Source organism: Vreelandella venusta, from assembly GCF_015689495.1.
Taxonomy (GTDB): Bacteria; Pseudomonadota; Gammaproteobacteria; order Pseudomonadales; family Halomonadaceae; genus Vreelandella; species Vreelandella venusta.
Map to the genome: position 1 here is coordinate 766,747 of NZ_CP065135.1, position 22,929 is coordinate 789,675.

The following is a 22,929-nucleotide window of genomic DNA, read 5'->3' on the forward strand; positions in this document are numbered from 1 at the left end:
CGAGGAGAGAAATCATGGCTAACCGTTTAAATAACGATTTCCAGTTTGTTGATGTGGGTCGCCAAGACCCACAGAAAAAAGCCGCACACACACGGTCAAAAGAGTTCGCTGAAATTTACGAGCCCTTTAAGCCCACCGATGCGGCGAGTCAGGCACACCGTTGCTTGCACTGTGGTAATCCGTATTGCGAGTGGAAGTGCCCGGTACATAACTACATTCCCAACTGGCTTCAGCTAGTGGTGGAAGGCAATATTATTGAAGCAGCCGAGCTTTCGCATAAAACCAACTCATTGCCGGAAGTGTGTGGCCGCGTGTGCCCGCAAGATCGTTTGTGTGAAGGCGACTGTACGCTGAACGATGGCTTTGGTGCGGTGACCATTGGGTCGGTAGAGAAGTACATCACCGACACCGCGTTTGCAATGGGTTGGCGCCCGGATATGTCTAAGGTGGAGTGGACCGATAAGAAGGTCGCCATCGTAGGTGCGGGGCCTGCGGGCCTTGGTTGCGCTGATATTCTGGCACGTAACGGTGTCAAGCCTGTCGTGTTTGATAAATATCCCGAGATTGGCGGTCTGCTCACCTTTGGTATTCCAGAGTTCAAGCTGGAAAAGAACGTCATGGAGCGTCGGCGCGCTGTTTTTGAAGAGATGGGCGTCGAGTTTCGTCTGAATACCGAAATTGGTACCGACATCGAATTCGATACGCTGCTGCAGGAGTACGATGCTGTTTTCCTGGGAATGGGCACTTACAAGTACATGGAAGGTGGCTTCCCTGGCGAAGATTTACCTGGCGTGTATAAAGCGCTCGACTTCCTAATTGCCAACGTGAATCGTCGTTTAGGCTTTGAAAAAGATCCTAACGATTTTATCTCGATGGAAGGTAAACGAGTGGTAGTGCTTGGCGGTGGTGATACGGCGATGGATTGTAATCGCACCTCTATTCGCCAGCGCGCCGACAGCGTGATCTGCGCTTATCGCCGTGATGAAGAAAACATGCCGGGCTCCCGTCGTGAAGTCGCCAATGCGCGTGAAGAGGGCGTTGAATTTCTGTTCAACCGTCAGCCGGTTGCGGTGGTGGGAGAAGAGCAGGTCGAAGGAGTTAAGGTCGTGCGTACCCGTTTGGGTGAGCCCGATGAAAATGGCCGTCGCCGTCCTGAAGTCGTGCCTGGGTCTGAAGAGATTATTGCCGCCGACGCAGTCGTGGTAGCGTTTGGTTTTCAGGCAAGCCCTGCACCGTGGTTCGATAGCGCCAACATTCAGGTCGATGAGCGTGATCGCGTAAAAGCGCCAGAGCATGGTCAGTACGCTTACCAAACCAGCAACGAGAAAATTTTTGCCGGTGGCGATATGGTGCGCGGCTCTGACCTGGTGGTCACCGCGATTTACGAAGGCCGCCAGGCTGCTGAGGGGATTTTGGATTACCTTGGGGTTTAGTTTTGATAGTGAGGGGCGTCTTCGCCCCTCTGCCACCTGCAGTTCAAATTGAGCCTTTAGGCGTACTCTGCTATTCTGTCATCCCATCCTGGTGTGGCTTTCTGTTACGCCTTTTGATCACGTTTCGACAGGTTTTCCATGACACGATATATCTTCGTGACCGGCGGCGTTGTGTCCTCTCTTGGCAAGGGCATCGCGTCGGCCTCGCTGGCGGCGATTCTAGAGGCCCGCGGCCTTAAGGTCACCATGCTCAAGCTCGACCCCTACATCAACGTGGATCCGGGCACCATGAGTCCTTTCCAGCACGGCGAGGTGTTCGTCACCGAAGATGGCGCCGAGACGGACTTGGACTTAGGGCACTATGAGCGTTTTATTCGCACCAAAATGACCCAAGGGAATAACTTCACGACGGGGCGCGTGTACGAGAATGTACTGCGCAAAGAGCGCCGTGGTGATTACTTGGGCGGTACCGTTCAGGTCATCCCGCATATCACCGATGAAATCAAACAGCGCGTCTATGCTGGCGGTGAAGGCTTTGATGTGGCGCTGGTAGAAATCGGTGGCACGGTGGGTGATATTGAATCGCTGCCATTCTTAGAGTCTATTCGCCAGATCCGTAGTGAGCTTGGCGCTAGTCGGGCGATTTACATGCACCTGACGCTGGTGCCGTATATCAAGACGGCAGGCGAGACCAAGACCAAACCGACTCAGCACAGTGTCAAAGAGCTACGCTCGATTGGTATCCAGCCGGATATTTTGATTTGCCGTAGTGAAGTAGAGCTAGAAGAGAGTGAGCGCCGTAAAATCGCCCTGTTCACTAACGTGGAAGAGCGTGCCGTTGTGCCGTTGCAGGATGCCGACACTATTTATCGGATTCCGCTGATGCTGCACGAGCACGGTCTGGACGACATTGTTTGCGATAAGCTGCGTCTTGAAGCAGAGCCTGCCGACCTTTCCGAATGGGTCAAAGTGCTGGATTCCAAATTGAATCCGCTGAAGTCGGTAAGCATTGCCATGGTCGGTAAATACATGGAGCTGCTGGACGCCTATAAGTCGCTTAACGAAGCGCTTATTCACGCAGGCATTCAAGGGCGTATTAAGGTCAATGTCGACTATATCGACTCCGAAGATATCGAGCGTCACGGTACCGAGCGGTTAGCTGGCAAAGATGCCATCCTGGTTCCTGGCGGCTTTGGCGAGCGCGGTGTGGAAGGCAAAATTCTTACCGCTCAGTTCGCGCGTGAAAACAACATTCCCTACCTGGGTATTTGTTTGGGTATGCAGGTAGCCGTCATCGAATTTGCCCGCAACGTGGCTGGTTGGAAAGACGCTAACTCAACAGAATTCACCCACGACACCAAGCACCCGGTGGTGGGCCTGATTACCGAGTGGATTAATGCTGAAGGTAAGATCGAGCTGCGTGACGCCGCGTCTGACTTAGGCGGCACTATGCGTCTAGGCGGTCAGGTCTGTCACTTGAAATCCGGCAGCAAAGCTCGCGAAGCCTACGGTGCTGATGAGATTGTCGAGCGTCATCGCCACCGCTTTGAAGTCAATAACCAGTTTGTTGATGAGTTAGAGCAGGCAGGCCTGGTCATTTCAGGCAAGAGCGTCGATCAGTCCTTGGTAGAAGTCGTCGAGTTGGCTGACCACCCTTGGTACGTAGCGTGTCAATTCCATCCGGAATTCACCTCGACACCACGTGACGGGCACCCGCTGTTCTCTGGGTTTGTTAATGCTGCCTTAGAGCATAAAACGGCACGTACGCGCGCTCATACAACGACTCAGGAATAAGAGGGAGAGCGAATAACATGGCTTCGACTTCTCAAACATCCTTTCCAGAGCGTCATATTAACGTTGCCGGCCTAACCGCCGGCAATTCTTTGCCGCTAATGTTATTAGGCGGCATGAATGTGCTGGAGTCGGCGACGCTTGCTGATGAGGTGGCACAGGCCTACGTTAATGTGACGCAAAAGCTCGGGATGCCTTATGTTTTTAAGGCAAGCTTTGATAAAGCAAACCGTAGTTCTATCCACTCTTACCGTGGGCCTGGGCTAGAAAAAGGTTTGCAGATCCTAGCGGATATTAAAGCGCGCTATGGCGTGCCCATCATTACTGACGTTCATGAGCCCTGGCAGGCAGAGCCTGCGGCTGAAGTCGCTGACATTATTCAACTGCCAGCGTTTCTTGCCCGTCAGACCGATCTAGTGGTGGCGATGGCCAATACCGGCGCGGCGATTAATATCAAAAAACCACAGTTTCTAGCACCCCACGAAATGCGTCATATCCTTACCAAGTTTCAGGAAGCTGGTAACGACCGTCTGATGCTATGCGAGCGTGGTACCAGCTTCGGCTACAACAACCTAGTGGTGGATATGCTGGGTGTTGGGGATATGAAACAGACCGGTTACCCGGTGTTCTTCGATGTCACCCACGCCTTACAGCGCCCTGGTGGCCGTGCGGACAGTGCCGATGGTCGTCGTGCTCAAGTGGCAGAGTTGGCTCGTGCGGGGGTGGCCGTTGGTTTGGCGGGGATCTTCTTAGAAGCTCACCCTGATCCAGATAACGCTAAGTGTGATGGACCCTGCGCACTGCCATTAGATCAATTAGAGCCATTTTTGACTCAGCTTTCGCAGTTAGACGCCTTGGTGAAAGGGTTTACGCCTTTGACCATTCGTTAACCGCGCCAGCAAATATGGTATACATTGGACCCACAATCATCCATTAGACTGACAACCAAAGGATACTGTTATGACCAAAATTGTTGAAATCAGCGCACTAGAAGTGCTTGATTCCCGCGGCAACCCGACCGTTCAGGCCATGGTTCGTCTGGAAAGTGGCGCCGTAGGTGAAGCATGTGCGCCAAGCGGTGCTTCTACAGGCTCCCGCGAAGCGCTCGAGCTGCGCGATGGCGACAAGACACGCTACCTTGGCAAAGGCGTTTTAAAAGCCGTTGAGGCCGTGAATGGCAAAATCAGTGGTGCGTTGTTAGGAATGGATGCGCGTGATCAGCGTGGGCTGGACGACGCAATGCTAGCCCTAGATGGCACTGAAAATAAGGCGAATCTGGGGGCGAATGCCATTCTAGCGGTGTCGTTGGCTGCTGCTAAAGCCGCTGCTAACGCTAAAGGTGTGCCGCTATATGCACATATTGCCGAGCTTTATGGCCAGCCGGGTCAGTACAGCATGCCGGTACCGATGATGAACATTCTTAACGGTGGTGAGCACGCCGATAATAACGTTGATATCCAGGAATTCATGGTACAGCCAGTAGGGGCGGCAAACTTCCGCGAAGGCCTGCGAATGGGTGCGGAAATTTTCCACGCGCTGAAAAAAGTACTGTCTGCTAAAGGCCTTTCTACGTCCGTGGGTGACGAAGGCGGTTTTGCCCCCAATCTAGCATCTAACGCAGATGCCCTAGCGGTCATTAAGCAAGCTGTTGCTGATGCCGGTTATGCACTGGGTAAAGACGTTACCTTGGCGCTAGACTGTGCCTCTTCCGAGTTCTATAAAGATGGCCAGTACAACCTTTCCGGCGAAGGCAAAAGCTACGATGCTGAAGGATTTGCCGATTACCTGGCGGGCCTCTGTGCGGACTATCCGATCGTTTCCATCGAAGATGGTATGGATGAATCAGATTGGGTAGGCTGGAAGGCACTGACTGACAAGTTGGGCGATAAAGTACAGCTGGTTGGCGACGATCTGTTTGTTACCAATACCAAGATTCTTAAGCGTGGTATCGACGAGCAAATTGGTAATTCAATTCTAATCAAGTTCAACCAGATTGGTTCGCTATCTGAAACGCTGGATGCGATCAAAATGGCCCAAGACGCTGGTTTTACTGCGGTTATTTCACACCGTAGTGGCGAAACTGAAGATACTACGATTGCCGATTTGGCAGTGGGCACCTGTGCTGGCCAAATTAAAACGGGCTCTCTGTGCCGTTCCGACCGCGTCGCGAAATATAACCGCCTGCTTGTTATCGAAGCGGAATTGGGCGATGTGGCGTACCCCGGCTTGAAAGCCATTAAAGGACAGTAAGCGAAAATGGGTGCCGGCGTGTAAGAGATGTCTCAAGATTTTGTAAGAGATATCTTACAAATGCCGGTGCCAACTGCTCAAATGTCTTCTCTGTTTTTGGTTATGTTTTTGATTTTTATTGGTTTTTTGTTAGCAGGCGAGCCGCAGTGGTTCGCCTGTTGCCGTTTTGGTCTGCTTGAGTTGTAACGGCTTTCTGCCACAATGCATTCAGGACAGGGGAGGCAAGGATGCTTCAGGCAGGATGCAACGGGATGCAGGTCAGATACGCTAGGTGACACAGTGATGTGGGCTCTGGCAAGGATTGTATCTGAGGAGTTTGACACAGGGAGTGGTCAGAGGAAGTGCTTGGAGCGGGCGGCCTACGGGCCGCCTTTTTTTGTGCGCCCAGCTCGTGGCACACAAAAAAAACCAGCGCGAACGCTGGTCCGGAAATGTGCGGCTTATAGGATTAGCGCTCTAGCTTTTCCAGCTTACCTGTTTTGCCATCCCACTCTTCGGCATCGGGCAGCGGGTCTTTTTTCTCAGCAATATTCGGCCATACATCGGCTAATTCGGCATTAATCTCTATAAACTGTTCTTGGCCATCCGGTAGCTCATCTTCTGAGAAGATAGCTTCTGCGGGGCACTCCGGTTCACACAGGGCGCAGTCAATACACTCGTCTGGGTGAATGACCAGGAAGTTGGGGCCTTCGTAGAAGCAGTCGACCGGACAGACTTCAACACAGTCGGTGTATTTGCACTGGATGCAGTTCTCGGTAACGACAAACGTCATCTTGCTATCCCTCTTGCGGGACCGGGAGCTTCCCGGTCGTGGTCAATAGTTAATGGTTATAAATCGGCCGTTTCTTATAATATAAAACAGTATGGGCGACATTCTAGTGGTGCCCTTACGCGGCGGCAAGCGCTCATGGCTTTCCTTTTCATACCATTACAGCAGCTCTCGCCACTGATATAGCAGTGCTAGCGCTTCGCGGGGTGTTAAATCATCTATATCGGCCTTGTCTAACGCTTCCACCACGGGGTGCGGAGCGCTGGCGAACAAATCGTTTTGTTGCGGTGTTGCGGAAACGCCACTTGGGCGCTGTAACTCATCCACATCGCGCTGCTCTAGGGCCATTAGTTTCTCACGGGCTCTACGGATCACATGGCTGGGAACACCTGCCAACTGGGCTACCTGTAAGCCATAGCTCTGGCTCGCAGGACCCGCTTCAATGCGGTGCATGAATACGATGCTGTCGCCGTGCTCGGTGGCTGTTAGGTGAATGTTTGCCACACCTTCGGCCTGTTCCGGTAGTGCGGTCATTTCAAAATAGTGCGTGGCAAACAGGGTGAGTGCCTTTGCGTCGGCTAGGTATTCAGCGCTTGCCCAGGCCAGTGAAAGGCCGTCGAAAGTGCTAGTGCCACGACCAATTTCGTCCATTAATACCAAGCTATGCTCGGTAGCATTGTGCAGAATATTAGCGGTTTCGGTCATTTCTACCATAAATGTAGAGCGCCCCCCCGCTAGATCATCTGACGAGCCTATACGGGTAAAGATACGATCTACAGGGCCTATTTCAGCGCTATCAGCGGGTACGAAGCTGCCGCTATGCGCCAACAGCGCGATGAGCGCGGTCTGGCGCATATAGGTTGATTTACCGCCCATGTTGGGACCGGTGATAATCAACATGTGCTGGTCGGGTGTTAGCGTGACATCGTTGGGTACAAACGGTGTATCGCTGACATGTTCGACCACGGGATGCCGTCCAGCAGTAATTCTAAGGCCAGTGGCATCTTGTAGCTGGGGCCTTACCCAGTTGAGTGCCTCTGCGCGCTCGGCAAAGGCGCAGAGCACGTCAAGTTCAGCCAATGCCCGCGAGGTGCTTTGCAGGGCGTGAAGCACTGCGTTGAGTTCGCCCATCAGGCGCTCGTAGAGCCATTTCTCTCGCGTGAGGGCCCTGGACTTGGCTGAAAGTGCTTTATCTTCAAACTCTTTAAGTTCCGGAATAATAAAGCGTTCAGCATTTTTTAGTGTTTGACGACGGATGTAGTCGGCGGGTGCCTGCTGAGCTTGAGAGCGAGGTAGTTCAATAAAGTAGCCATGAACCCGGTTATAGCCGACTTTCAAATTGGCCAGGCCAGTGCGTTCGCGCTCGCGAAGCTCTAACTGCACTAAGTAGTCACCGGCATTTTCAGCCATGCCGCGGTGTTCATCTAGCTCGGCGTCAAAGCCGTTCGCAATTACGCCGCCATCGCGAATGACTACCGGCGGGTTTTCAACCAGTGCGCGAGTTAAGGTATCGGCTATTTCCGGGTAGGGGCGAATGTGAGGTTTCAGGCCATCGATAGCGCTACCACTATCAATTTCGCTTAGTAATTGCTCAAGTGCAGGTAGCGTTGCCAGGGCGTCGCGCAGGCGCGCCAAATCTCTGGGGCGCGCGCTATAGAGGGCGACGCGGGCCAGGATGCGCTCGACATCGCCTACATCACTCAATGTATCGCGTAGCGGTAGGTAGGCTGCTTCAATAGAGAGCAGCGCTACGCCCGCGTGACGTCCTTCCACAACATTACGTTGGCGCAGTGGGCGGTTAAGCCAGCGCTTTAGTAACCGTGAACCCATTGCGGTGGTACAGGTGTCTAGTACGCTGGCCAGGGTGTTATCGCTGTTGCCGCCGAGGTTAATGTCAATTTCCAGGTTACGTCGACTGGCCGCGTCAATCACTACGGCATCATCACGATTTTCGACACTAATGGCCGTTACGTGGGGAAGTCGTGAACGTTGAGTATCTCGGGCGTAATCAATCAGTACGCCCGCGGCGATAAGGGCGCTGGTTAAGTGCGCACATCCAAAGCCGCGTAAATCCTGGACTTCAAACTGATCGCATAGGCTGCGCGTGGCGCTGTCTAAGTCAAACAGCCACTCTCCTTGGCGTCGTAGGCTGCGCTTTTGTGACCATGCGTCGGGCAGGGTCAAGCTTTCGGGTACTAACAGTTCGGCAGGCGACAGGCGGGTCAGTTCTGCCAGCATCTCGGCTTCACTTTCTACTTCCAGGACATTGAAGCGCCCACTGGAGAGCTCCAGCCATGCAAGGCCCCAGCCGTCTTTGCCAGGCGCAACGGCGACCAGTACGTTATCTCGGCGAGCATCCAGTAAGGCTTCATCGTGAAGCGTGCCTGGGGTGACAATACGCACTACTTGTCGATCAACGGGGCCTTTACTGGTGGCAGGGTCGCCGACTTGCTCGCAAATAGCGACGGATTCACCGGCTGATACCAAACGGGCTAAATAGCCCTCAGCGCTATGGTAGGGCACACCTGCCATAGGAATCGGTTTGCCGCCTGACTGACCGCGCTGGGTAAGGGTGATATCCAACAACATTGCGGCGCGCTTGGCATCATCGAAAAATAACTCGTAAAAATCCCCCATTCGGTAAAACAGAAGTACCTCGGGGTGATCGCGTTTGATCTTAAGATACTGCGCCATCATTGGCGTATGAGCGGGGCTGGCCTGTGACATGGGTGTCCTGGTTGAGCGTTGCGCAAGCAGTTTCAGCTTGCGACATGTTCTTTGGCAGTTACTTTAAACGACTTCTTTGCGCAATTTCTTTGAGCAATTTCTTTGAGAAAGTTAAACACGGTATTCTACGCTGAACTGAGGTCTCACATGAAGGAGTCACCATGGCACCTAGCGTTTCAAGCCTGAAGAATCTTGACCTATCACTGCTTGCTCAACGATTGGGAAGGCTGTGTCAGCAGCTTGGGGTTGAAGTTTCTACTGCGGAGTCTTGTACAGGCGGTGGCATCGCTAGCGCAATTACCTCTGTGGCAGGTAGCTCTGCGTATTTTACAGCGGGTTATATAACCTACTCCAATACGGCTAAAACACGCATGTTGGATGTGCCCGAGGCGCTTATCGAAGCCCATGGCGCGGTCAGCGAACAGGTAGTCAATGCAATGGTCAAAGGTGCTTGTTTAGCAAGTGGGGCTGATTTAGCGGTTGCCGTCAGCGGCGTGGCTGGCCCTGATGGTGGTAGCCAAGAGAAGCCTGTGGGTACCGTATGGCTTTCCTGGGGCAGTGCAGAAAGCCAACAGGCAGCGTGTTTCCACTTTCATGGTGATCGACAAGCGGTACGTGAGCAAGCCGTACGTGAAGCCTTGGCAGGCCTAGTTGCGCGCTTAATGGCTCAGGCCAGCGACAGTGAAAAGAAATAACCATTAAATATGGTGCTGAGGATTTGTTTAGCCGCTAATCTTTGGCATACTACTGTCTAATTATACAGTTTGTGATGAGGAATTTCTGCATGGCTCAGGATGACAACCGCACCAAAGCGCTAAATGCTGCACTTAGCCAGATTGATCGCCAGTTTGGTAAGGGAACCGTTATGCGCCTTGGCGATGCCCCGCGCGTGATAATGCCGTCTGTTTCCACCGGTTCATTGGGGCTTGATATTGCGCTTGGTATCGGCGGGCTGCCGTTTGGGCGCGTATGTGAAATTTATGGCCCCGAGTCATCAGGTAAAACGACGCTGACTCTGTCAGTCATTGCGCAGGCGCAAAAGCAGGGCAAAGTCTGTGCGTTCGTCGATGCAGAGCACGCTCTGGACCCAAGCTATGCAGAAAAGCTCGGAGTTAATCTCGACGACTTGCTGGTTTCCCAGCCCGATACTGGTGAGCAAGCGCTGGAGATTACCGACATGTTGGTAAGGTCCGGCGGGGTAGATGTGATCGTGATCGACTCAGTGGCTGCATTAACGCCGCGTGCTGAAATCGAAGGCGAAATGGGCGACTCCCACGTTGGTCTGCAAGCACGTTTAATGTCTCAGGCATTGCGTAAAATTACCGGTAATATCAAAAACGCTAATTGTTTAGTGATGTTTATCAACCAGATCCGCATGAAGATCGGTGTGATGTTTGGTTCGCCCGAAACCACGACCGGCGGTAACGCGCTTAAATTCTATTCCAGCGTGCGTCTGGATATCCGGCGTACAGGCTCCGTAAAATCGGGTGACGAAGTCACTGGTAACGAAACCCGAGTGAAGGTAGTTAAAAATAAAGTGGCGCCGCCATTCCGTCAGGCTGAGTTCCAAATCCTCTACGGTAAGGGGATCTACCATGCGGGCGAGGTTATTGACCTAGGCGTCCAGTGCAGCTTGGTAGACAAGGCGGGCGCGTGGTATAGCTACAAAGGCAAAAAAATTGGCCAGGGCAAAGCCAATGCAGCTCAGTATTTAGAAGAGCATCCTGAAACCATGGAAGAAATTGAAGCGCAAATCCGAGCGCAACTGCTTGCTCCGCCGGATGCAAAAAAAGAAGAAGCCCCAGAGGTAGATGTCGCCGCTGAGAGTGATGATGATTTGCTGTAAGTCTCTTTATGTTGCTGTTCTCTAAGCTGTTAATTAAACGACATGTTTTCTTTCAGCGGTGAGTTGACGCAACGAGAAGTGGCGATTCAGTTGCTATTTCAGGGCGAATACTCTCGCGCTGAACTAGCGGGCAAGTTGCGGCGAAAACCTTTTCAGCTTGATGAGATTGCTGCCGAGTAGTAGCAAGCTAAGCGTAGCGATGGGCTTAGCCTATATTTTTAGCATGAAAAAAGGGGTGCCTAAAAAGGTGCCCCTTTTGCTTTTCTGAAATGAGAAAAATGGTACTGCAAACTAGACTTTTGATCCGTTCATGTGCTTGACAGAAAAAAACACGTCGCTTATTTTTTAAATGTAAATTTTAATTTCATAAGGTTTCAAAGTGTAACCGAGGCTGGTCGCCGTTGCTGCTATGTTTCTACGGCTGCTATGTTTCTACGGCTGCTACGTTTCTAAGGCGAAACTTTGATTATTGTGGTTAGGGGATATTTATAGAATTATAAAAATAATGAGATAAAACTTTTAATACGATGGATAGCCTGTTGGTTAATTTTAAAGGCTAATATTTGTCGTGCTAAGAAAAAGTTCATCTTTGGGGATAATGTGCTATGCATAAAGTATTCGCGGTAATCCTTACTTATAATCGAAAGGAACTACTGAAGCGATGTCTCGATGCAGTATATTCCCAGTGCCGCTCTTGTGATCGTGTCATCGTCATTGATAATGCAAGCAGTGATGGTACCCAAAAGATGTTGTCCGAAAGTAATTACCCTGGTCTTATGGTGCATGTTCTGAAGGATAATGTTGGCGCCTCTGGGGGATTTAATGCAGGTATGCGCCTCGCCTATCAAGAGGGTGCTGATTTTATTTGGACCATGGATGATGATGTCATACCCGATTCGGATGCACTTCACTTCTTGCTATTAGCTAATGAAACGCTTAAAGATAAAGGAAAAACACCAGCTTTTCTTCTCTCCCAGGCTTTCACTGAAAATGGTTTGGTTACTAATACACCTATTATAAGTCCTTTGAAAAATGTTATTGGTTATCGCGACTGGCATGAGCTGCTTGAACTAGGTGTCGTGGCGGTGCATCGTGCTACTTTCGTTTCAATACTGCTGCCGCGAGCTACCTTGGCAGAGCATGGTTTACCAATTACCGCAATGTTCATATGGGGGGAAGACAGCGAATTTACCTTAAGAGTTACGCAAGATAACCCCGGCTACGTTGTAGGTATGAGTAAGGTGCAGCATTTACGTCAAGAAAATGGTCCTATTAGCATTCTCACTGAAAATAATCCGGCGCGCTTGAAATTATATCGACACTTTATTAGAAATAAAATTTATATCGCCCGTAAATATCGTCACTTTCCACATTATCGATACCTTATGGTTTCGGAGGTTTATCGAGTTTTTCGGTTGTTTTTTATATTGTTGTTTAGAGGCGAAGTCCGTAAGGCCAATATAGTTTTGCATGGAATGTTGGAGAGTTTGTGGTTTTATCCTGCGCCTGAGGCCGCAGATACGCCTATCGAAAAGAAGCAAACTTCCACGTGGCTGTTAGATCAGCTGATTCCAGATAAAGAAAGCTTAAAGAAAAAAACAGGATGAAAGCTTAAAAAGCTTTAAGCAAGGATCGTGGTAATGCTTGGCGCTCTGATGACCTGATGCTAAAAAATAGGTGATCCTTTGAAAATTTTAATCGTAGGCAATATGGGATACGTCGGCTCTGTATTAGTAAGAGAACTAGCCGCACGCTATCCATCTGCCACTCTTGATGGTTACGACAATGCCTATTTCGCGCACTGTCTCACGGGAGCTGATTTCCTTCCTGAGCGTTATCTCGCCCAACAGTTTTTGGGCGACGTTAGGGATATTTCCGCTGACTTTTTTGCGGGCTACACGGCCGTGGTTCAGCTAGCCGCTATCTCCAATGATCCTATGGGAGATCGTTTTTCTGCTGTCACAGCTGACGTCAATCAATACGCTACGGTAGCCATGGCCAAGGCAGCGGCTCAAGCAGGAGTGGAAAACTTCGTGTTTGCATCGAGTTGCAGTATTTATGGCGTTGCTGTTGGTGCGCCGCGTTGTGAAACAGATGCTGTCGCTCCGGTCACCGCCTATGCCTGTTCGAAAATTGCGGCAGAAGAAGCCTTGGCGGGCATCGAAGGGGACATGGTGATTACTAGTTTACGCTTTGCGACCGCCTGTGGAATGTCGGAGCGTCTACGCCTGGATTTAGTGCTCAACGATTTTGTCGCCTGCGCGCTTAGCCAGCAGCATATTACCGTGCTTAGCGATGGGTCGCCCTGGCGGCCCTTGATCGATGTCGCCGATATGGCAAGAGCCATTAGTTGGGCGATACAGCGTAAGCCCGAAAATGGGGGGCGTATCCTCACTATCAATACCGGCTCTAATGAACGTAACCACCAGATACGGGATCTAGCGGCAGCGGTTGCCCAAGCAGTTCCCGGTACCACTCTGAGTATCAATACCCAAGCACCGGCGGACAGCCGTTCCTACCAAGTAGATTTCAGCCTATTCGCTAGGCTAGCGCCTGAACATCAGCCAAAAATGACACTTTTGGATTCGATAATGGGGGTAGTTAACGGACTAAAAGGCATGAAGTTTACTGATGCCCAATTCCGAACTTCACGCTATGTGCGTCTGCATGCGCTACAAGCGCATATCGACGAGGGTCGCCTGTCCGAGAGTCTAAATTGGCAAATTCGTAATGGAGTACCCCACTGATTAGCTTGGCTCTTCCTTAGTTACTTAGATGCCTGCAATGGAGGCTAAATCATGAAAGTTGCAATTTTTGCGGGAGGGTTTGGCACACGTTTGAGTGAAGAAACGACGGTTCGTCCAAAGCCGATGGTGGAGGTAGGGGGGCGGCCAATTCTTTGGCACATCATGAAAATGTATGCCCACCACGGCCTGAAGGACTTCGTCGTGCTGGGGGGCTATAAGGTTGAGTATATTCGCGACTACTTTCTCAATTATCGCGGTAATCGAACCGATTACACCATCGACCTGAAAACAGGCAAAGTAGACTGGCTTCAAAGCGTGAACGATGACTGGAAAGTCACCGTATTGGATACCGGCGCCGATGCCATGACAGGTGGGCGGCTTAAGAAGGCCATGCATTTACTGGCGGATGAGCCTTTCTGCTTGACCTATGGCGATGGGCTGAGCGACCTGAACATTACCGCGCTGATCGATTCTCATCTGGCCTCAAAAAATTGGTGCACCCTGACGGCAGTCACGCAGCCGGGCCGCTATGGTGCACTGCGCTTGCAGGAAGGCAACCATCAGGTGGAGGGCTTTCGCGAAAAGGGAGAAATCGATGGTGGCCTGATCAACGGCGGCTTTTTTGTCTGTGACCCGGAAGTCTTTGAGACGATTAACGATAGTCAGACTGTATGGGAAAACGAGCCTATGCAGCAAATGATTAAAGCGGGCAGATTAGGATACTTCCATCACAACGGATACTGGCAAAGCATGGATACTTTGAGGGACAAAATGGTGCTTGAGGCTGCTTGGTCGGAAGGAGCCCCCTGGAAGCTTTGGAAGGAATGAATCACCGATGATCATTGTTGATACAGCACTTGCCAAGCGAGAGGCTCAAGGCAACCCCATTCGAGTCGGAATGATAGGGGCGGGGTTCCAAGCGAAGGGGATTGGCCTGCAGATTATGACGGCAACAGCAGGGATGCATCTTTGCGCTATTGCCAATCGTCATCTTGATGCAGCGGTCAAGGTCTATCAACAAGTCGATATTGAACCAATCGCCTGCGACACTCAGCAGGAACTTGAGATGGCGATTGCTGCGGGGCGAGCGGCAGTTACTGAGAATGCCGTGGCTCTGGCTCGCGCGGAAGGGTTGGATGCGATCATTGAGGTGACCGGCTCGTTGGAGTTCGCGGCACATGTTGTGCTGGCGGCACTTGAAAGTGGTAAAGACGTCATCCAAATGAACGCGGAACTCGACGGGACGATCGGCCCTATTTTAAAAGCGAAGGCTGATGCGGCAGGCGTTATCTATAGTTTTGCCGATGGCGACCAGCCTGGCGTGCAGATGAATCTCTATCGCTTCGTCGCCGGTCTGGGCATCAAGCCTGTGCTGTGTGGCAACATCAAGGGGCTGCATGACCCTTATCGCAATCCGGCTACCCAGGAAAGTTTTGCTAAACGCTGGGGGCAGAAGGCGGCGATGGTGGCGTCTTTTGCCGATGGCACCAAAATTTCGTTTGAACAGGCGATTGTCGCCAATGGAACCGGTATGCGAGTTGCTCAACGCGGCATGCTCGGTCCTGATTTTTCCGCTGGCGTGCCTGGTGGCCCCTTGGTACCTATCGAGGAGACGATATCGGCGTTTGAATCCTCTCTGGGTCCGGCAGGGCCAGGGCTGGTGGATTACGTTGTTGGGGCACGGCCGGGGCCGGGTGTGTTCGTGCTGGGCGCCATTGATAACCCCCGTCAACGGCATTATCTCGAGCTTTATAAAATGGGCGAGGGGCCGTATTACTGCTTTTCAACGCCTTATCACCTTTGCCATTTTGAAGTGCCCACGTCCGTTGCGCGAGCAGTGTTGTTCCGTGACCCGGTTTTATCTCCTTTAGGTGGCCCAAGGGTGGGGGTGATCGCGATGGCCAAGAAAACCTTGCATGCGGGCGATCAAATTGAGGAGCTTGGAGGCTTCGAAGTCTACGGCGTGGCTGAAAACATAGAGGTGATACGGCGTGAACGGCTACTACCTATCGGTCTAGCGCTGGGGTGTCAGGTGGTTGGCCGTGTCGAAAAGGACGCGGCACTAACCTTCGATGATGTGCTTATTCCACCATTGCGCTTGATCGATCGTCTGTATGCTGAACAAGAAGCCATGTTTGCCTTGGATCCGCTATCTGGCACCGCCGCTACTTCTGTGGAGTAAGCCATGCTATTTCATCAAACGAACTTCAAGGATGCCAAGCTGATAGAGCTTGAGGCTCATGGTGACGAGCGGGGCTTTTTTGCCCGAACGATGTGCCGCGCTGAGTTTGAGCGCCATGGTTTGCTGGGCGATTTTGTACAGCAGAATACCTCGTTCTCAGCCAAAAGAGGTACTCTGCGGGGGCTGCATTACCAGCGAAAGCCGCACGCGGAAGCCAAGCTGGTGCGCTGCCTCCGGGGGAGCATTGTTGACGTTATTGTGGATATTCGTGAAGACTCCGAAACCTACCTGCACCATCAACTGTTCGAGCTGACCGAGACCAATCGGTACCAGCTTTATGTGCCGCCAGGCTTTGCGCACTCCTTTCAGACGCTGAGCGACGCTGTTGAAGTCAGTTATCTGGTGTCGGCGGCCTATCATCCCGAGGCTGAAAGCGGTTTGCGCTATAATGATGAGCGCCTCGCGATCGAGTGGCCTTTGCCGCCCACCGTCGTGTCCGAAAAAGACGCCAATTGGCCATTGATCAGTGAGCGAATAGACGCACTCTTCTAACCGTTGAGAGAACAGTATGTTCCCCCCCAGTAGTGAGTTAACGCCGCGTGAAGTGGCGATTCAAATGCTGTCTCGGCGTGAGTACTCTCGCGCTGAGCTAGCGCGCAAGTTGCAGCAAAAATCATTTCAGCCCGATGAAATTGATGCCTGCCTGGATCGCTTAGAAGAGCAAAATTTACAGTCCGATGAACGTTTTGCCGAAAGCTTTATACGTTCACGGATTCTTCGTGGACAAGGGGGTATTCGTATTAAGGGGGAGCTGCGCCAGCGGGGCGTAGATCAAGAAACGTTAACGACGGCTTTTGCCGCAGTAGAAGAGCGCGAAGCCGTAGATTGGTTTGAGCTAGCTCACGATACCTTGTCTAGGCGCTTTTCCTCGCCAGGTGATACTCCCAAAGAGCGTGCTAAACGCGAGCGCTTTCTCGCCACGCGCGGCTTTAATTTTGAGCAAATCCGCTACGCATTGTCTTGCTTGTAAACCCCCTTATACGAGCCTTCTCCGGGTGTTTTTTCACCCTCTGTTTTAGTTCTGTCGCTAACTGCGGCTTTAGTCGTTTGACAACTGCGTTATAATGCTCCTTTTGCGACCCCAGCGGGTGGCGGCGATAGCGCCCTGGGGCATCATGCTTTCTTGTCACGGATACCCTATGAAAAGCGCAGAGATCAGACAGGCCTTTTTATCTTTTTTTGAAAAGCAGGGGCATACTATTGTGCCCACCAGCTCTCTAGTGCCGGGCAATGACCCGACGCTGCTCTTCACCAATGCAGGCATGGTGCCTTTCAAAGATGTTTTTCTTGGCCGTGACCCGCGACCCTATGTGCGCGCCACGTCAGCCCAGCGCTGCGTGCGTGCTGGCGGTAAGCATAACGATCTAGATAACGTTGGCTACACGGCGCGTCACCACACGTTTTTTGAAATGCTGGGTAACTTTAGCTTTGGTGACTACTTTAAGCGTGATGCCATTCGCTTTGCCTGGACATTTCTGACGGAAACCCTGGGACTGCCCAAAGAGAAGCTCTGGGTAACGGTGCATATCAGTGACGACGAAGCAGAGCGTATCTGGAAAGATGAGATCGGCATTGACCCTGAACGTTTCTCAAAGCTTGATGAAGATAATTTCTGGCAAATGGGGGACACCGGTCCTTGTGGCCCCAGCTCTGAAATCTTTTTTGATCATGGTCCTGAAGTATGGGGCGGCCCGCCTGGCAGCCCTGAAGAGGATGGCGATCGCTACATCGAAATCTGGAACTTGGTGTTCATGCAGTTCGATCGCGATGCCGCAGGAACATTGAATCCGCTGCCTAAGCCTTCCATCGATACGGGAATGGGCTTGGAGCGGGTGGCTGCCGTTATGCAGGGCGTTCACTCCAACTACGAGATCGACCTGTTCCAAAACCTGCTGAAAGCGGCTGCTGAAGCGACAGGTCATGGTGACACTACTACGCCTTCATTGCGCGTGATTGCCGACCATATTCGCTCCTGTGCCTTCTTGATTGCAGACGGCGTTCTGCCTTCCAACGAAGGGCGCGGCTATGTGCTACGTCGGATTATTCGCCGTGCGATTCGCCACGGGCATAAACTGGGAGCTTCCGAGCCGTTTTTCCACAAGCTGGTAACCGCACTAGATACTGAGATGGGCGACGCCTATCCTGAATTGCGTGAAGCGAGTGAACAAATTGCCCGCGTGCTGCTTAAAGAAGAGGAGCAGTTTGCGCGCACGCTGGACCATGGCATGGGGCTGTTGAATGCGGCGCTTGAAGAACTACAAGGCGACGTACTGCCCGGCGAAACCGTCTTTAAGCTTTATGACACCTACGGTTTCCCCTTCGACCTGACGGCGGATGTATGCCGTGAACGCGAAGTCACATTGGATGAAGCCGGCTTCCAGCGCGAGTTAGAAGCGCAGCGTGAACGTGCGCGTGCGGCCAGTCAGTTTGGCGCTGACTACAGCGCTGCTATTGATCTAGAGGGTGAAACCCAGTTTACCGGTTACGACCATCTGGCCGACCAAGCGACGGTTACTGCTATCGTGGATAGCGAAGGTAATGCGTTAGCGGCCCTGGAAGCTGGTCAAAAAGGCACCGTTGTACTAGACCGTACGCCATTCTATGGTGAGTCGGGCGGTCAGGTGGGGGATACCGGCTACTTATACGTTGATGGCGGTCGTTTCCAGGTGACCGACACGCAGAAGCAGAGTGGCCACCACCTTCACCAAGGGATTATGGTCGATGGCTCGCTGAGCGTCGGCGCTAACGTGCGAGGCGAGGTGGATGCCAGTTTGCGTGGTGCCACCATCCGTAATCACTCGGCGACTCACTTGCTGCATAAAGCACTGCGTATGGTGCTGGGTGACCACGTTCAGCAGAAAGGCTCGCTGGTTAATGCAGAGCGCCTGCGCTTTGACTTTAGCCACTTCGAGCCGATGACCGCAGAGCAATTAGCGGAAGTAGAACGGCTGGTAAATGAGCAGATCTTAGCGAATGCGCCGACCAAAACTGAGCAGATGAGTCTCGCAGAGGCAAAGGCAAAAGGGGCGGCCGCGCTATTTGAAGCTAAGTATGCCGATAGCGTACGGGTGCTGACCATTGGTGCTGACGACTTCTCTATCGAGCTGTGTGGTGGTACTCACGTGAACCGCAGTGGCGACATTGGTTGTTGCCATGTGGTGAGCGAAGTGGGTATCGCTTCTGGCGTGCGTCGTATTGAAGCGATTACCGGTGAAAACGCGCTGGCTTACTTCCGTGAGCAGGAAGCTCGTGTTCAGCGACTTGGCGAACGACTAAAAACCAAACCCGAGCAAGTGGAAGCTCGAGTTGATTCGCTGGTTGAGCGTAACCGCGCGCTAGAAAAAGAGCTTGAGCAACTTAAAGCGAAGCTGGCAAGCGCTGCGGGCAGCGACATGCTTAGCCAAGTGCAAGAAATCAACGGCGTTAAGTTACTGGCCACTCAGCTTGAGGGGGTGTCCGGTAAAGAGTTGCGTGGCGTGCTTGACCAATTGAAAAACAAGCTTGGCTCAGGCGTTATCCTGCTGGGAGTTGCGGATACGGCGGCAGGTAAGGTGAGCCTGATTGCTGGGGTTACCCAAGACTTAACTGGCCGCGTAAAAGCGGGTGAATTAGTCAATCATGTCGCTTCGCAAGTGGGCGGCAAAGGTGGTGGTCGCCCGGATATGGCTCAAGCGGGTGGAAGTTTACCCGATGCCTTGCCAGCAGCATTAAGCAGCGTGCCGGCTTGGCTGGAAAATACGCTTAGCTAATTACAAAGGCCGGTGGCACTATTTGCTACCGGCTTTTTGTTAAATAGCAATAACAATACTCACTCTCCATTCCCGAACCTATAGGAAAAAACGGCATATGGCATTATACGTACAGAAGTTCGGCGGTACCTCTGTGGGCTCTGTCGACCGTATCAAGGCCGTGGCGGAAAAGGTTAAAGGCTTTCGCGAACAAGGCCACCAAGTGGTAGTGGTGGTGTCCGCGATGAGCGGAGAGACCAACCGCCTGACGGACATGGCAAACGCAATCAATGATGACCCAGCGCCGCGTGAAATGGATATGCTGCTCTCGACGGGCGAGCAGGTGACCATTTCACTGCTGGCAATGGCACTTCAGCAGATAGGTGTTTCAGCTACTTCTCATACGGGTGCCCAAGTCGGCATTCACACCGATAGCGCCCACACCAAGGCGCGTATTCGGCGTATTGAAACCGATGATCTAAAAGCTGATCTTGATACAGGCAAAGTGGTCGTTGTGGCTGGTTTCCAGGGCGTCGATGAAGACGGCAATATTACGACGCTTGGGCGTGGTGGTTCTGATACAACGGGCGTTGCGCTTGCAGCAGCACTGGGTGCTGATGAGTGTCAGATATACACCGATGTTGATGGTGTTTACACCACAGACCCTCGCGTGTGTTCCAAGGCTCAGCGCCTTGAGACTATTACCGTAGAGGAGATGCTTGAACTCGCAAGCCTGGGCTCCAAAGTGCTACAGATTCGCGCCGTCGAATTTGCGGGTAAGTACAACGTACCACTTCGCGTGCTGTCGAGCTTTGAAGACGGCCCCGGCACCCTAATTGTTGCAGACGCAGACCAAGACGAGGACGCTATGGAAGAACCGCTAATCTCCGGTATCGCTTTTACTAAAAATGAAGCCAAATTAACCCTTTTGAATACGCCTGATGTGCCAGGTGTCGCGTCGCGTATTCTTGGTCCTATTGCCGATGCCAATATCGAAGTCGATATGATTGTGCAAAACGTGGCACCTGCTGGGGATTACACTGACTTCACCTTTACCGTTGCCAAAGGTGATTACAAAGCGACCAAAAGGTTGCTTGAAGAGACGGTAATTCCTGATTTGGGTGGTGGTGAGCTGCGTGGCGATGACAATATTGCCAAAGTATCGCTAGTGGGTGTTGGTATGCGCTCTCACGCCGGTGTTGCCTCTAAAATGTTCCGTGTTTTGGCCGACGAAAACGTCAATATCCGTATGGTTTCCACGTCGGAAATTAAAATTTCCGTCGTTATTGATGAAAAGCATATGGAACTTGCGGTTAATGCCCTACACAAGGCATTCGGTTTAGATAAAGCTGATATCGAATCCGAATAACAATTGCGCACTAAACCTTCTACGCTGAAGGGTACTTGCTGCCGTGTGGTGGTGAGCTTTCTTTCAACGGGAGGTTAAGGTGTCATAGGAGCTTGAGCCATTGGTGGCGGCGGCACCATGCCGCATAATAAAGTGGTGCCGCTTCGAGCGGACACATCCCGTTGTATAAAACGTCTGAGAAGGAGATCAGCCATGCTCATCCTAACCCGCCGTGTCGGCGAAACACTGATGATAGGTGATGAGATCACCGTTACAGTGTTAGGTGTGAAGGGGAATCAAGTACGTATTGGTGTCAACGCGCCAAAAGACGTCGCGGTTCACCGTGAAGAGATTTACCAGCGCATTCAGCGTGAACGCAACAGCGAAAGTGAATCTGAGTAAATGGTTATCCGTGTTGCGTCTACTACTGGGCGTTTAAGCGGTAACTACGGGGCGGTGCGAAAAAAAATCGGCATAGGGCTGGACAGCTACCATCAGAATCGGTAATATTCGCGCCGTGCCGTTAAGGAGAGGTGGCCGAGTGGCTGAAGGCGCTCCCCTGCTAAGGGAGTATAGGGTTTATAGCCCTATCGAGGGTTCGAATCCCTCTCTCTCCGCCAACTGCATAAAGTAACATCAATTTGGATAAGCGCCCGTAGCTCAGCTGGATAGAGTACCTGACTACGAATCAGGGGGTCGGAGGTTCGAATCCTCCCGGGCGCGCCAACTTGAAATGAGTAAGCAATTGATGTTACTATGTTTTTGTTCGCGAAAACGATGTTAAAAACTGTTAAGCGCCCGTAGCTCAGCTGGATAGAGTACCTGACTACGAATCAGGGGGTCGGAGGTTCGAATCCTCCCGGGCGCGCCAAATTCGAAAAACCCGCTTTCTATTGAAAGCGGGTTTTTTATTGCTAGTTTGACCATGATTTGGTCCTGCGATCATTTAAAGCGCCCTTATGTGCAAGCAAAGGGCGCTTTTTTTAATCTAATCTCGAAAGCGACTTTATGCGGGCTCGCAGCAAAGTGCTGCGCTAGGAGCCAGGTTGTTGAGCAGAGTGTCGAGGTCCGTAAGGCGCTTCAGGCGATGAAAGTGTTGATTAGCTTCGCTATTGCCTTGGCGCATTTGTGCTAGCCACTGCTTGACGAGTGATACCACTACTCGGTCTGGTAGTTGTCGCCGCTGTAAGTCGGCGTACCGCTTCAGCACATTGGCACGCATTGTCCAGGTGGTGTCGGGGAGGCGCTCTCCGGTGCGCTGCCAGTGACGTATGCGAGCTGCAAGCCATGGGTCTGAAAGGGCGCTACGGCCAAGCATGACATCCTCGCAGCCAGATAGCGTGCGAGCCTTCCAGTAGTCCTCTAATGTCCAAATATCGCCGTTTGCAACGACAGGGATCGATACTTGATGGCGAACTTTGCCAATCCACTCCCAGTGCGCAGGTGGGCGATAGCCTTCATCTCGTGTGCGGCCATGGACAACCAGTTGTGCAGCGCCGCCAGCTTCTGTGGCCTGGGCGCAAGCGACTGCTAGGCGACGATCAGAAAAGCCAAGGCGAATTTTGGCTGTTACTGGGATTTCGCCGTTCAGGGCTTCGGCGACCGCTTTTACGGCACGATAGACGCGCTCAGGCTGGCGAAGCAGCGATGCGCCACCGTCGTGGCGGTTGACTAGTTTTGCCGGACAGCCAAAGTTAAGATCAACGCTGATGGCGCCCAGAGAGCGTGCCTGTTGCGCATTGCTGGCTAGCGCCAAGGGGTCTGATCCCAAAAGCTGCAAATGCACGGGAACGCCGCTAGGAGTGGCGACGCTGCCTGCTGACAGTTCGGGGCAATGTTTATAGAACACGCGAGGGGGGAGTCGTGTGTCGACCACCCTGACAAACTCAGTCACTGCCCAGTCAAAACCTGCCTGCTGAGTCAGTAAATCACGCGTTAAGGCGTCGATGACACCTTCCATAGGCGCTAGGCCTATCCTGCCTTTATGTAGTAAATTAACAACCATGACTTCCACTATGGCGCGATTGCAATCTATCCTGGATGTGGCA

At 52.2% G+C, this 22,929-nt stretch carries 19 protein-coding genes and 3 tRNA genes; 19 read left to right on the forward strand and 3 right to left on the reverse strand.

Annotated elements, in window-relative coordinates; all coding sequences use genetic code 11:
* Positions 1–14 precede the first annotated feature (14 nt).
* The 5 genes from IR195_RS03690 to IR195_RS03710 all read left to right on the forward strand — a co-directional run bounded on the left by IR195_RS03690 (position 15) and on the right by IR195_RS03710 (position 5,660).
* Entirely contained in the window at positions 15–1,433 is a 1,419-nt protein-coding gene (locus IR195_RS03690; protein WP_125745755.1) for an FAD-dependent oxidoreductase, read from the forward strand.
* 138 nt (positions 1,434–1,571) lie between these two features.
* Complete coding sequence (locus tag IR195_RS03695) at positions 1,572–3,227, forward strand: CTP synthase (RefSeq protein WP_125745757.1); 1,656 nt, start codon at positions 1,572–1,574, stop codon at positions 3,225–3,227.
* A gap of 17 nt (positions 3,228–3,244) precedes the next feature.
* Positions 3,245–4,114, forward strand: a complete 870-nt coding sequence (gene kdsA / locus IR195_RS03700) for a 3-deoxy-8-phosphooctulonate synthase (RefSeq protein WP_206048773.1) — start codon at positions 3,245–3,247, stop codon at positions 4,112–4,114.
* A gap of 70 nt (positions 4,115–4,184) precedes the next feature.
* The gene (gene eno, locus IR195_RS03705; RefSeq protein ID WP_125745761.1) at positions 4,185–5,474 is read left to right on the forward strand and encodes a phosphopyruvate hydratase; all 1,290 of its coding nucleotides are present in this window, start codon (positions 4,185–4,187) and stop codon (positions 5,472–5,474) included.
* A 27-nt stretch (positions 5,475–5,501) separates the two neighbouring features.
* Positions 5,502–5,660 carry a hypothetical protein gene (locus IR195_RS03710; RefSeq protein ID WP_164517059.1) on the forward strand — a complete coding sequence of 53 codons (159 nt, stop codon included), beginning with the start codon at positions 5,502–5,504 and terminating at the stop codon, positions 5,658–5,660.
* A gap of 262 nt (positions 5,661–5,922) precedes the next feature.
* On the opposite strand, the gene fdxA is transcribed toward IR195_RS03710, so the two are convergent.
* Complete coding sequence (fdxA, locus tag IR195_RS03715) at positions 5,923–6,246, reverse strand: ferredoxin FdxA (RefSeq protein ID WP_009722190.1); 324 nt, start codon at positions 6,244–6,246, stop codon at positions 5,923–5,925.
* 156 nt (positions 6,247–6,402) lie between these two features.
* The gene (gene mutS / locus IR195_RS03720) at positions 6,403–8,970 is read right to left on the reverse strand and encodes a DNA mismatch repair protein MutS (protein WP_146944679.1); all 2,568 of its coding nucleotides are present in this window, start codon (positions 8,968–8,970) and stop codon (positions 6,403–6,405) included.
* A gap of 161 nt (positions 8,971–9,131) precedes the next feature.
* On the opposite strand from mutS, the gene IR195_RS03725 reads away from it, so the two are divergent.
* The 14 genes from IR195_RS03725 (at position 9,132) to IR195_RS03790 (ending at position 21,752) form a co-directional block, all read left to right on the forward strand.
* Positions 9,132–9,665 carry a CinA family protein gene (locus tag IR195_RS03725; protein ID WP_206048774.1) on the forward strand — a complete coding sequence of 178 codons (534 nt, stop codon included), beginning with the start codon at positions 9,132–9,134 and terminating at the stop codon, positions 9,663–9,665.
* Between the two features lie 89 nt (positions 9,666–9,754).
* A complete protein-coding gene (gene recA, locus IR195_RS03730; protein ID WP_125745767.1) occupies positions 9,755–10,816 on the forward strand; it encodes a recombinase RecA in 1,062 nt (353 codons plus the stop codon).
* 605 nt (positions 10,817–11,421) lie between these two features.
* A complete protein-coding gene (locus IR195_RS03735) occupies positions 11,422–12,423 on the forward strand; it encodes a glycosyltransferase family 2 protein (RefSeq protein ID WP_206048775.1) in 1,002 nt (333 codons plus the stop codon).
* A gap of 78 nt (positions 12,424–12,501) precedes the next feature.
* On the forward strand, positions 12,502–13,563 hold the full coding sequence (locus IR195_RS03740; protein ID WP_125745772.1) for an NAD-dependent epimerase/dehydratase family protein: 1,062 nt from the start codon (positions 12,502–12,504) through the stop codon (positions 13,561–13,563).
* 51 nt (positions 13,564–13,614) lie between these two features.
* Positions 13,615–14,391 carry a glucose-1-phosphate cytidylyltransferase gene (rfbF, locus tag IR195_RS03745; protein WP_206048776.1) on the forward strand — a complete coding sequence of 259 codons (777 nt, stop codon included), beginning with the start codon at positions 13,615–13,617 and terminating at the stop codon, positions 14,389–14,391.
* A gap of 7 nt (positions 14,392–14,398) precedes the next feature.
* Positions 14,399–15,745, forward strand: coding sequence for an NAD(P)H-dependent oxidoreductase (locus tag IR195_RS03750; RefSeq protein ID WP_206048777.1), 1,347 nt, complete (start codon positions 14,399–14,401; stop codon positions 15,743–15,745).
* A 3-nt stretch (positions 15,746–15,748) separates the two neighbouring features.
* A complete protein-coding gene (gene rfbC, locus IR195_RS03755; RefSeq protein ID WP_206048778.1) occupies positions 15,749–16,297 on the forward strand; it encodes a dTDP-4-dehydrorhamnose 3,5-epimerase in 549 nt (182 codons plus the stop codon).
* 16 nt (positions 16,298–16,313) lie between these two features.
* Positions 16,314–16,775, forward strand: coding sequence for a regulatory protein RecX (locus IR195_RS03760; protein WP_125745779.1), 462 nt, complete (start codon positions 16,314–16,316; stop codon positions 16,773–16,775).
* A gap of 169 nt (positions 16,776–16,944) precedes the next feature.
* Positions 16,945–19,554 carry an alanine--tRNA ligase gene (alaS, locus tag IR195_RS03765; RefSeq protein WP_206048779.1) on the forward strand — a complete coding sequence of 870 codons (2,610 nt, stop codon included), beginning with the start codon at positions 16,945–16,947 and terminating at the stop codon, positions 19,552–19,554.
* A gap of 97 nt (positions 19,555–19,651) precedes the next feature.
* On the forward strand, positions 19,652–20,902 hold the full coding sequence (locus IR195_RS03770) for an aspartate kinase (RefSeq protein ID WP_125745782.1): 1,251 nt from the start codon (positions 19,652–19,654) through the stop codon (positions 20,900–20,902).
* 192 nt (positions 20,903–21,094) lie between these two features.
* The gene (gene csrA, locus IR195_RS03775; protein WP_009722197.1) at positions 21,095–21,283 is read left to right on the forward strand and encodes a carbon storage regulator CsrA; all 189 of its coding nucleotides are present in this window, start codon (positions 21,095–21,097) and stop codon (positions 21,281–21,283) included.
* Positions 21,284–21,408: 125 nt separating this feature from the next.
* A tRNA-Ser gene (locus tag IR195_RS03780) sits at positions 21,409–21,501 on the forward strand.
* Positions 21,502–21,530: 29 nt separating this feature from the next.
* A tRNA-Arg gene (locus tag IR195_RS03785) sits at positions 21,531–21,607 on the forward strand.
* Positions 21,608–21,675: 68 nt separating this feature from the next.
* Positions 21,676–21,752 (forward strand) — tRNA-Arg (locus IR195_RS03790).
* Between the two features lie 135 nt (positions 21,753–21,887).
* Here the strand turns inward: IR195_RS03790 and IR195_RS03795 are convergent.
* Positions 21,888–22,886, reverse strand: a complete 999-nt coding sequence (locus IR195_RS03795) for a tRNA dihydrouridine synthase (protein WP_241006790.1) — start codon at positions 22,884–22,886, stop codon at positions 21,888–21,890.
* Positions 22,887–22,929 lie beyond the last annotated feature (43 nt).

What these genes read in the sequence shown, in the direction of transcription:
- IR195_RS03710 (WP_164517059.1), top strand. Translation starts at nt 5,502, where the DNA reads ATGTCTCAAGATTTTGTAAGAGATATCTTACAAATGCCGGTGCCAACT.
- IR195_RS03750 (WP_206048777.1), top strand. Translation starts at nt 14,399, where the DNA reads ATGATCATTGTTGATACAGCACTTGCCAAGCGAGAGGCTCAAGGCAAC.
- rfbC (WP_206048778.1), top strand. Translation starts at nt 15,749, where the DNA reads ATGCTATTTCATCAAACGAACTTCAAGGATGCCAAGCTGATAGAGCTT.
- IR195_RS03770 (WP_125745782.1), top strand. Translation starts at nt 19,652, where the DNA reads ATGGCATTATACGTACAGAAGTTCGGCGGTACCTCTGTGGGCTCTGTC.
- recA (WP_125745767.1), top strand. Translation starts at nt 9,755, where the DNA reads ATGGCTCAGGATGACAACCGCACCAAAGCGCTAAATGCTGCACTTAGC.
- alaS (WP_206048779.1), top strand. Translation starts at nt 16,945, where the DNA reads ATGAAAAGCGCAGAGATCAGACAGGCCTTTTTATCTTTTTTTGAAAAG.
- IR195_RS03725 (WP_206048774.1), top strand. Translation starts at nt 9,132, where the DNA reads ATGGCACCTAGCGTTTCAAGCCTGAAGAATCTTGACCTATCACTGCTT.
- mutS (WP_146944679.1), bottom strand. Translation starts at nt 8,970, where the DNA reads ATGTCACAGGCCAGCCCCGCTCATACGCCAATGATGGCGCAGTATCTT.
- csrA (WP_009722197.1), top strand. Translation starts at nt 21,095, where the DNA reads ATGCTCATCCTAACCCGCCGTGTCGGCGAAACACTGATGATAGGTGAT.
- IR195_RS03735 (WP_206048775.1), top strand. Translation starts at nt 11,422, where the DNA reads ATGCATAAAGTATTCGCGGTAATCCTTACTTATAATCGAAAGGAACTA.
- IR195_RS03760 (WP_125745779.1), top strand. Translation starts at nt 16,314, where the DNA reads ATGTTCCCCCCCAGTAGTGAGTTAACGCCGCGTGAAGTGGCGATTCAA.
- kdsA (WP_206048773.1), top strand. Translation starts at nt 3,245, where the DNA reads ATGGCTTCGACTTCTCAAACATCCTTTCCAGAGCGTCATATTAACGTT.
- IR195_RS03795 (WP_241006790.1), bottom strand. Translation starts at nt 22,886, where the DNA reads ATGGTTGTTAATTTACTACATAAAGGCAGGATAGGCCTAGCGCCTATG.
- IR195_RS03690 (WP_125745755.1), top strand. Translation starts at nt 15, where the DNA reads ATGGCTAACCGTTTAAATAACGATTTCCAGTTTGTTGATGTGGGTCGC.
- fdxA (WP_009722190.1), bottom strand. Translation starts at nt 6,246, where the DNA reads ATGACGTTTGTCGTTACCGAGAACTGCATCCAGTGCAAATACACCGAC.
- eno (WP_125745761.1), top strand. Translation starts at nt 4,185, where the DNA reads ATGACCAAAATTGTTGAAATCAGCGCACTAGAAGTGCTTGATTCCCGC.
- rfbF (WP_206048776.1), top strand. Translation starts at nt 13,615, where the DNA reads ATGAAAGTTGCAATTTTTGCGGGAGGGTTTGGCACACGTTTGAGTGAA.
- IR195_RS03695 (WP_125745757.1), top strand. Translation starts at nt 1,572, where the DNA reads ATGACACGATATATCTTCGTGACCGGCGGCGTTGTGTCCTCTCTTGGC.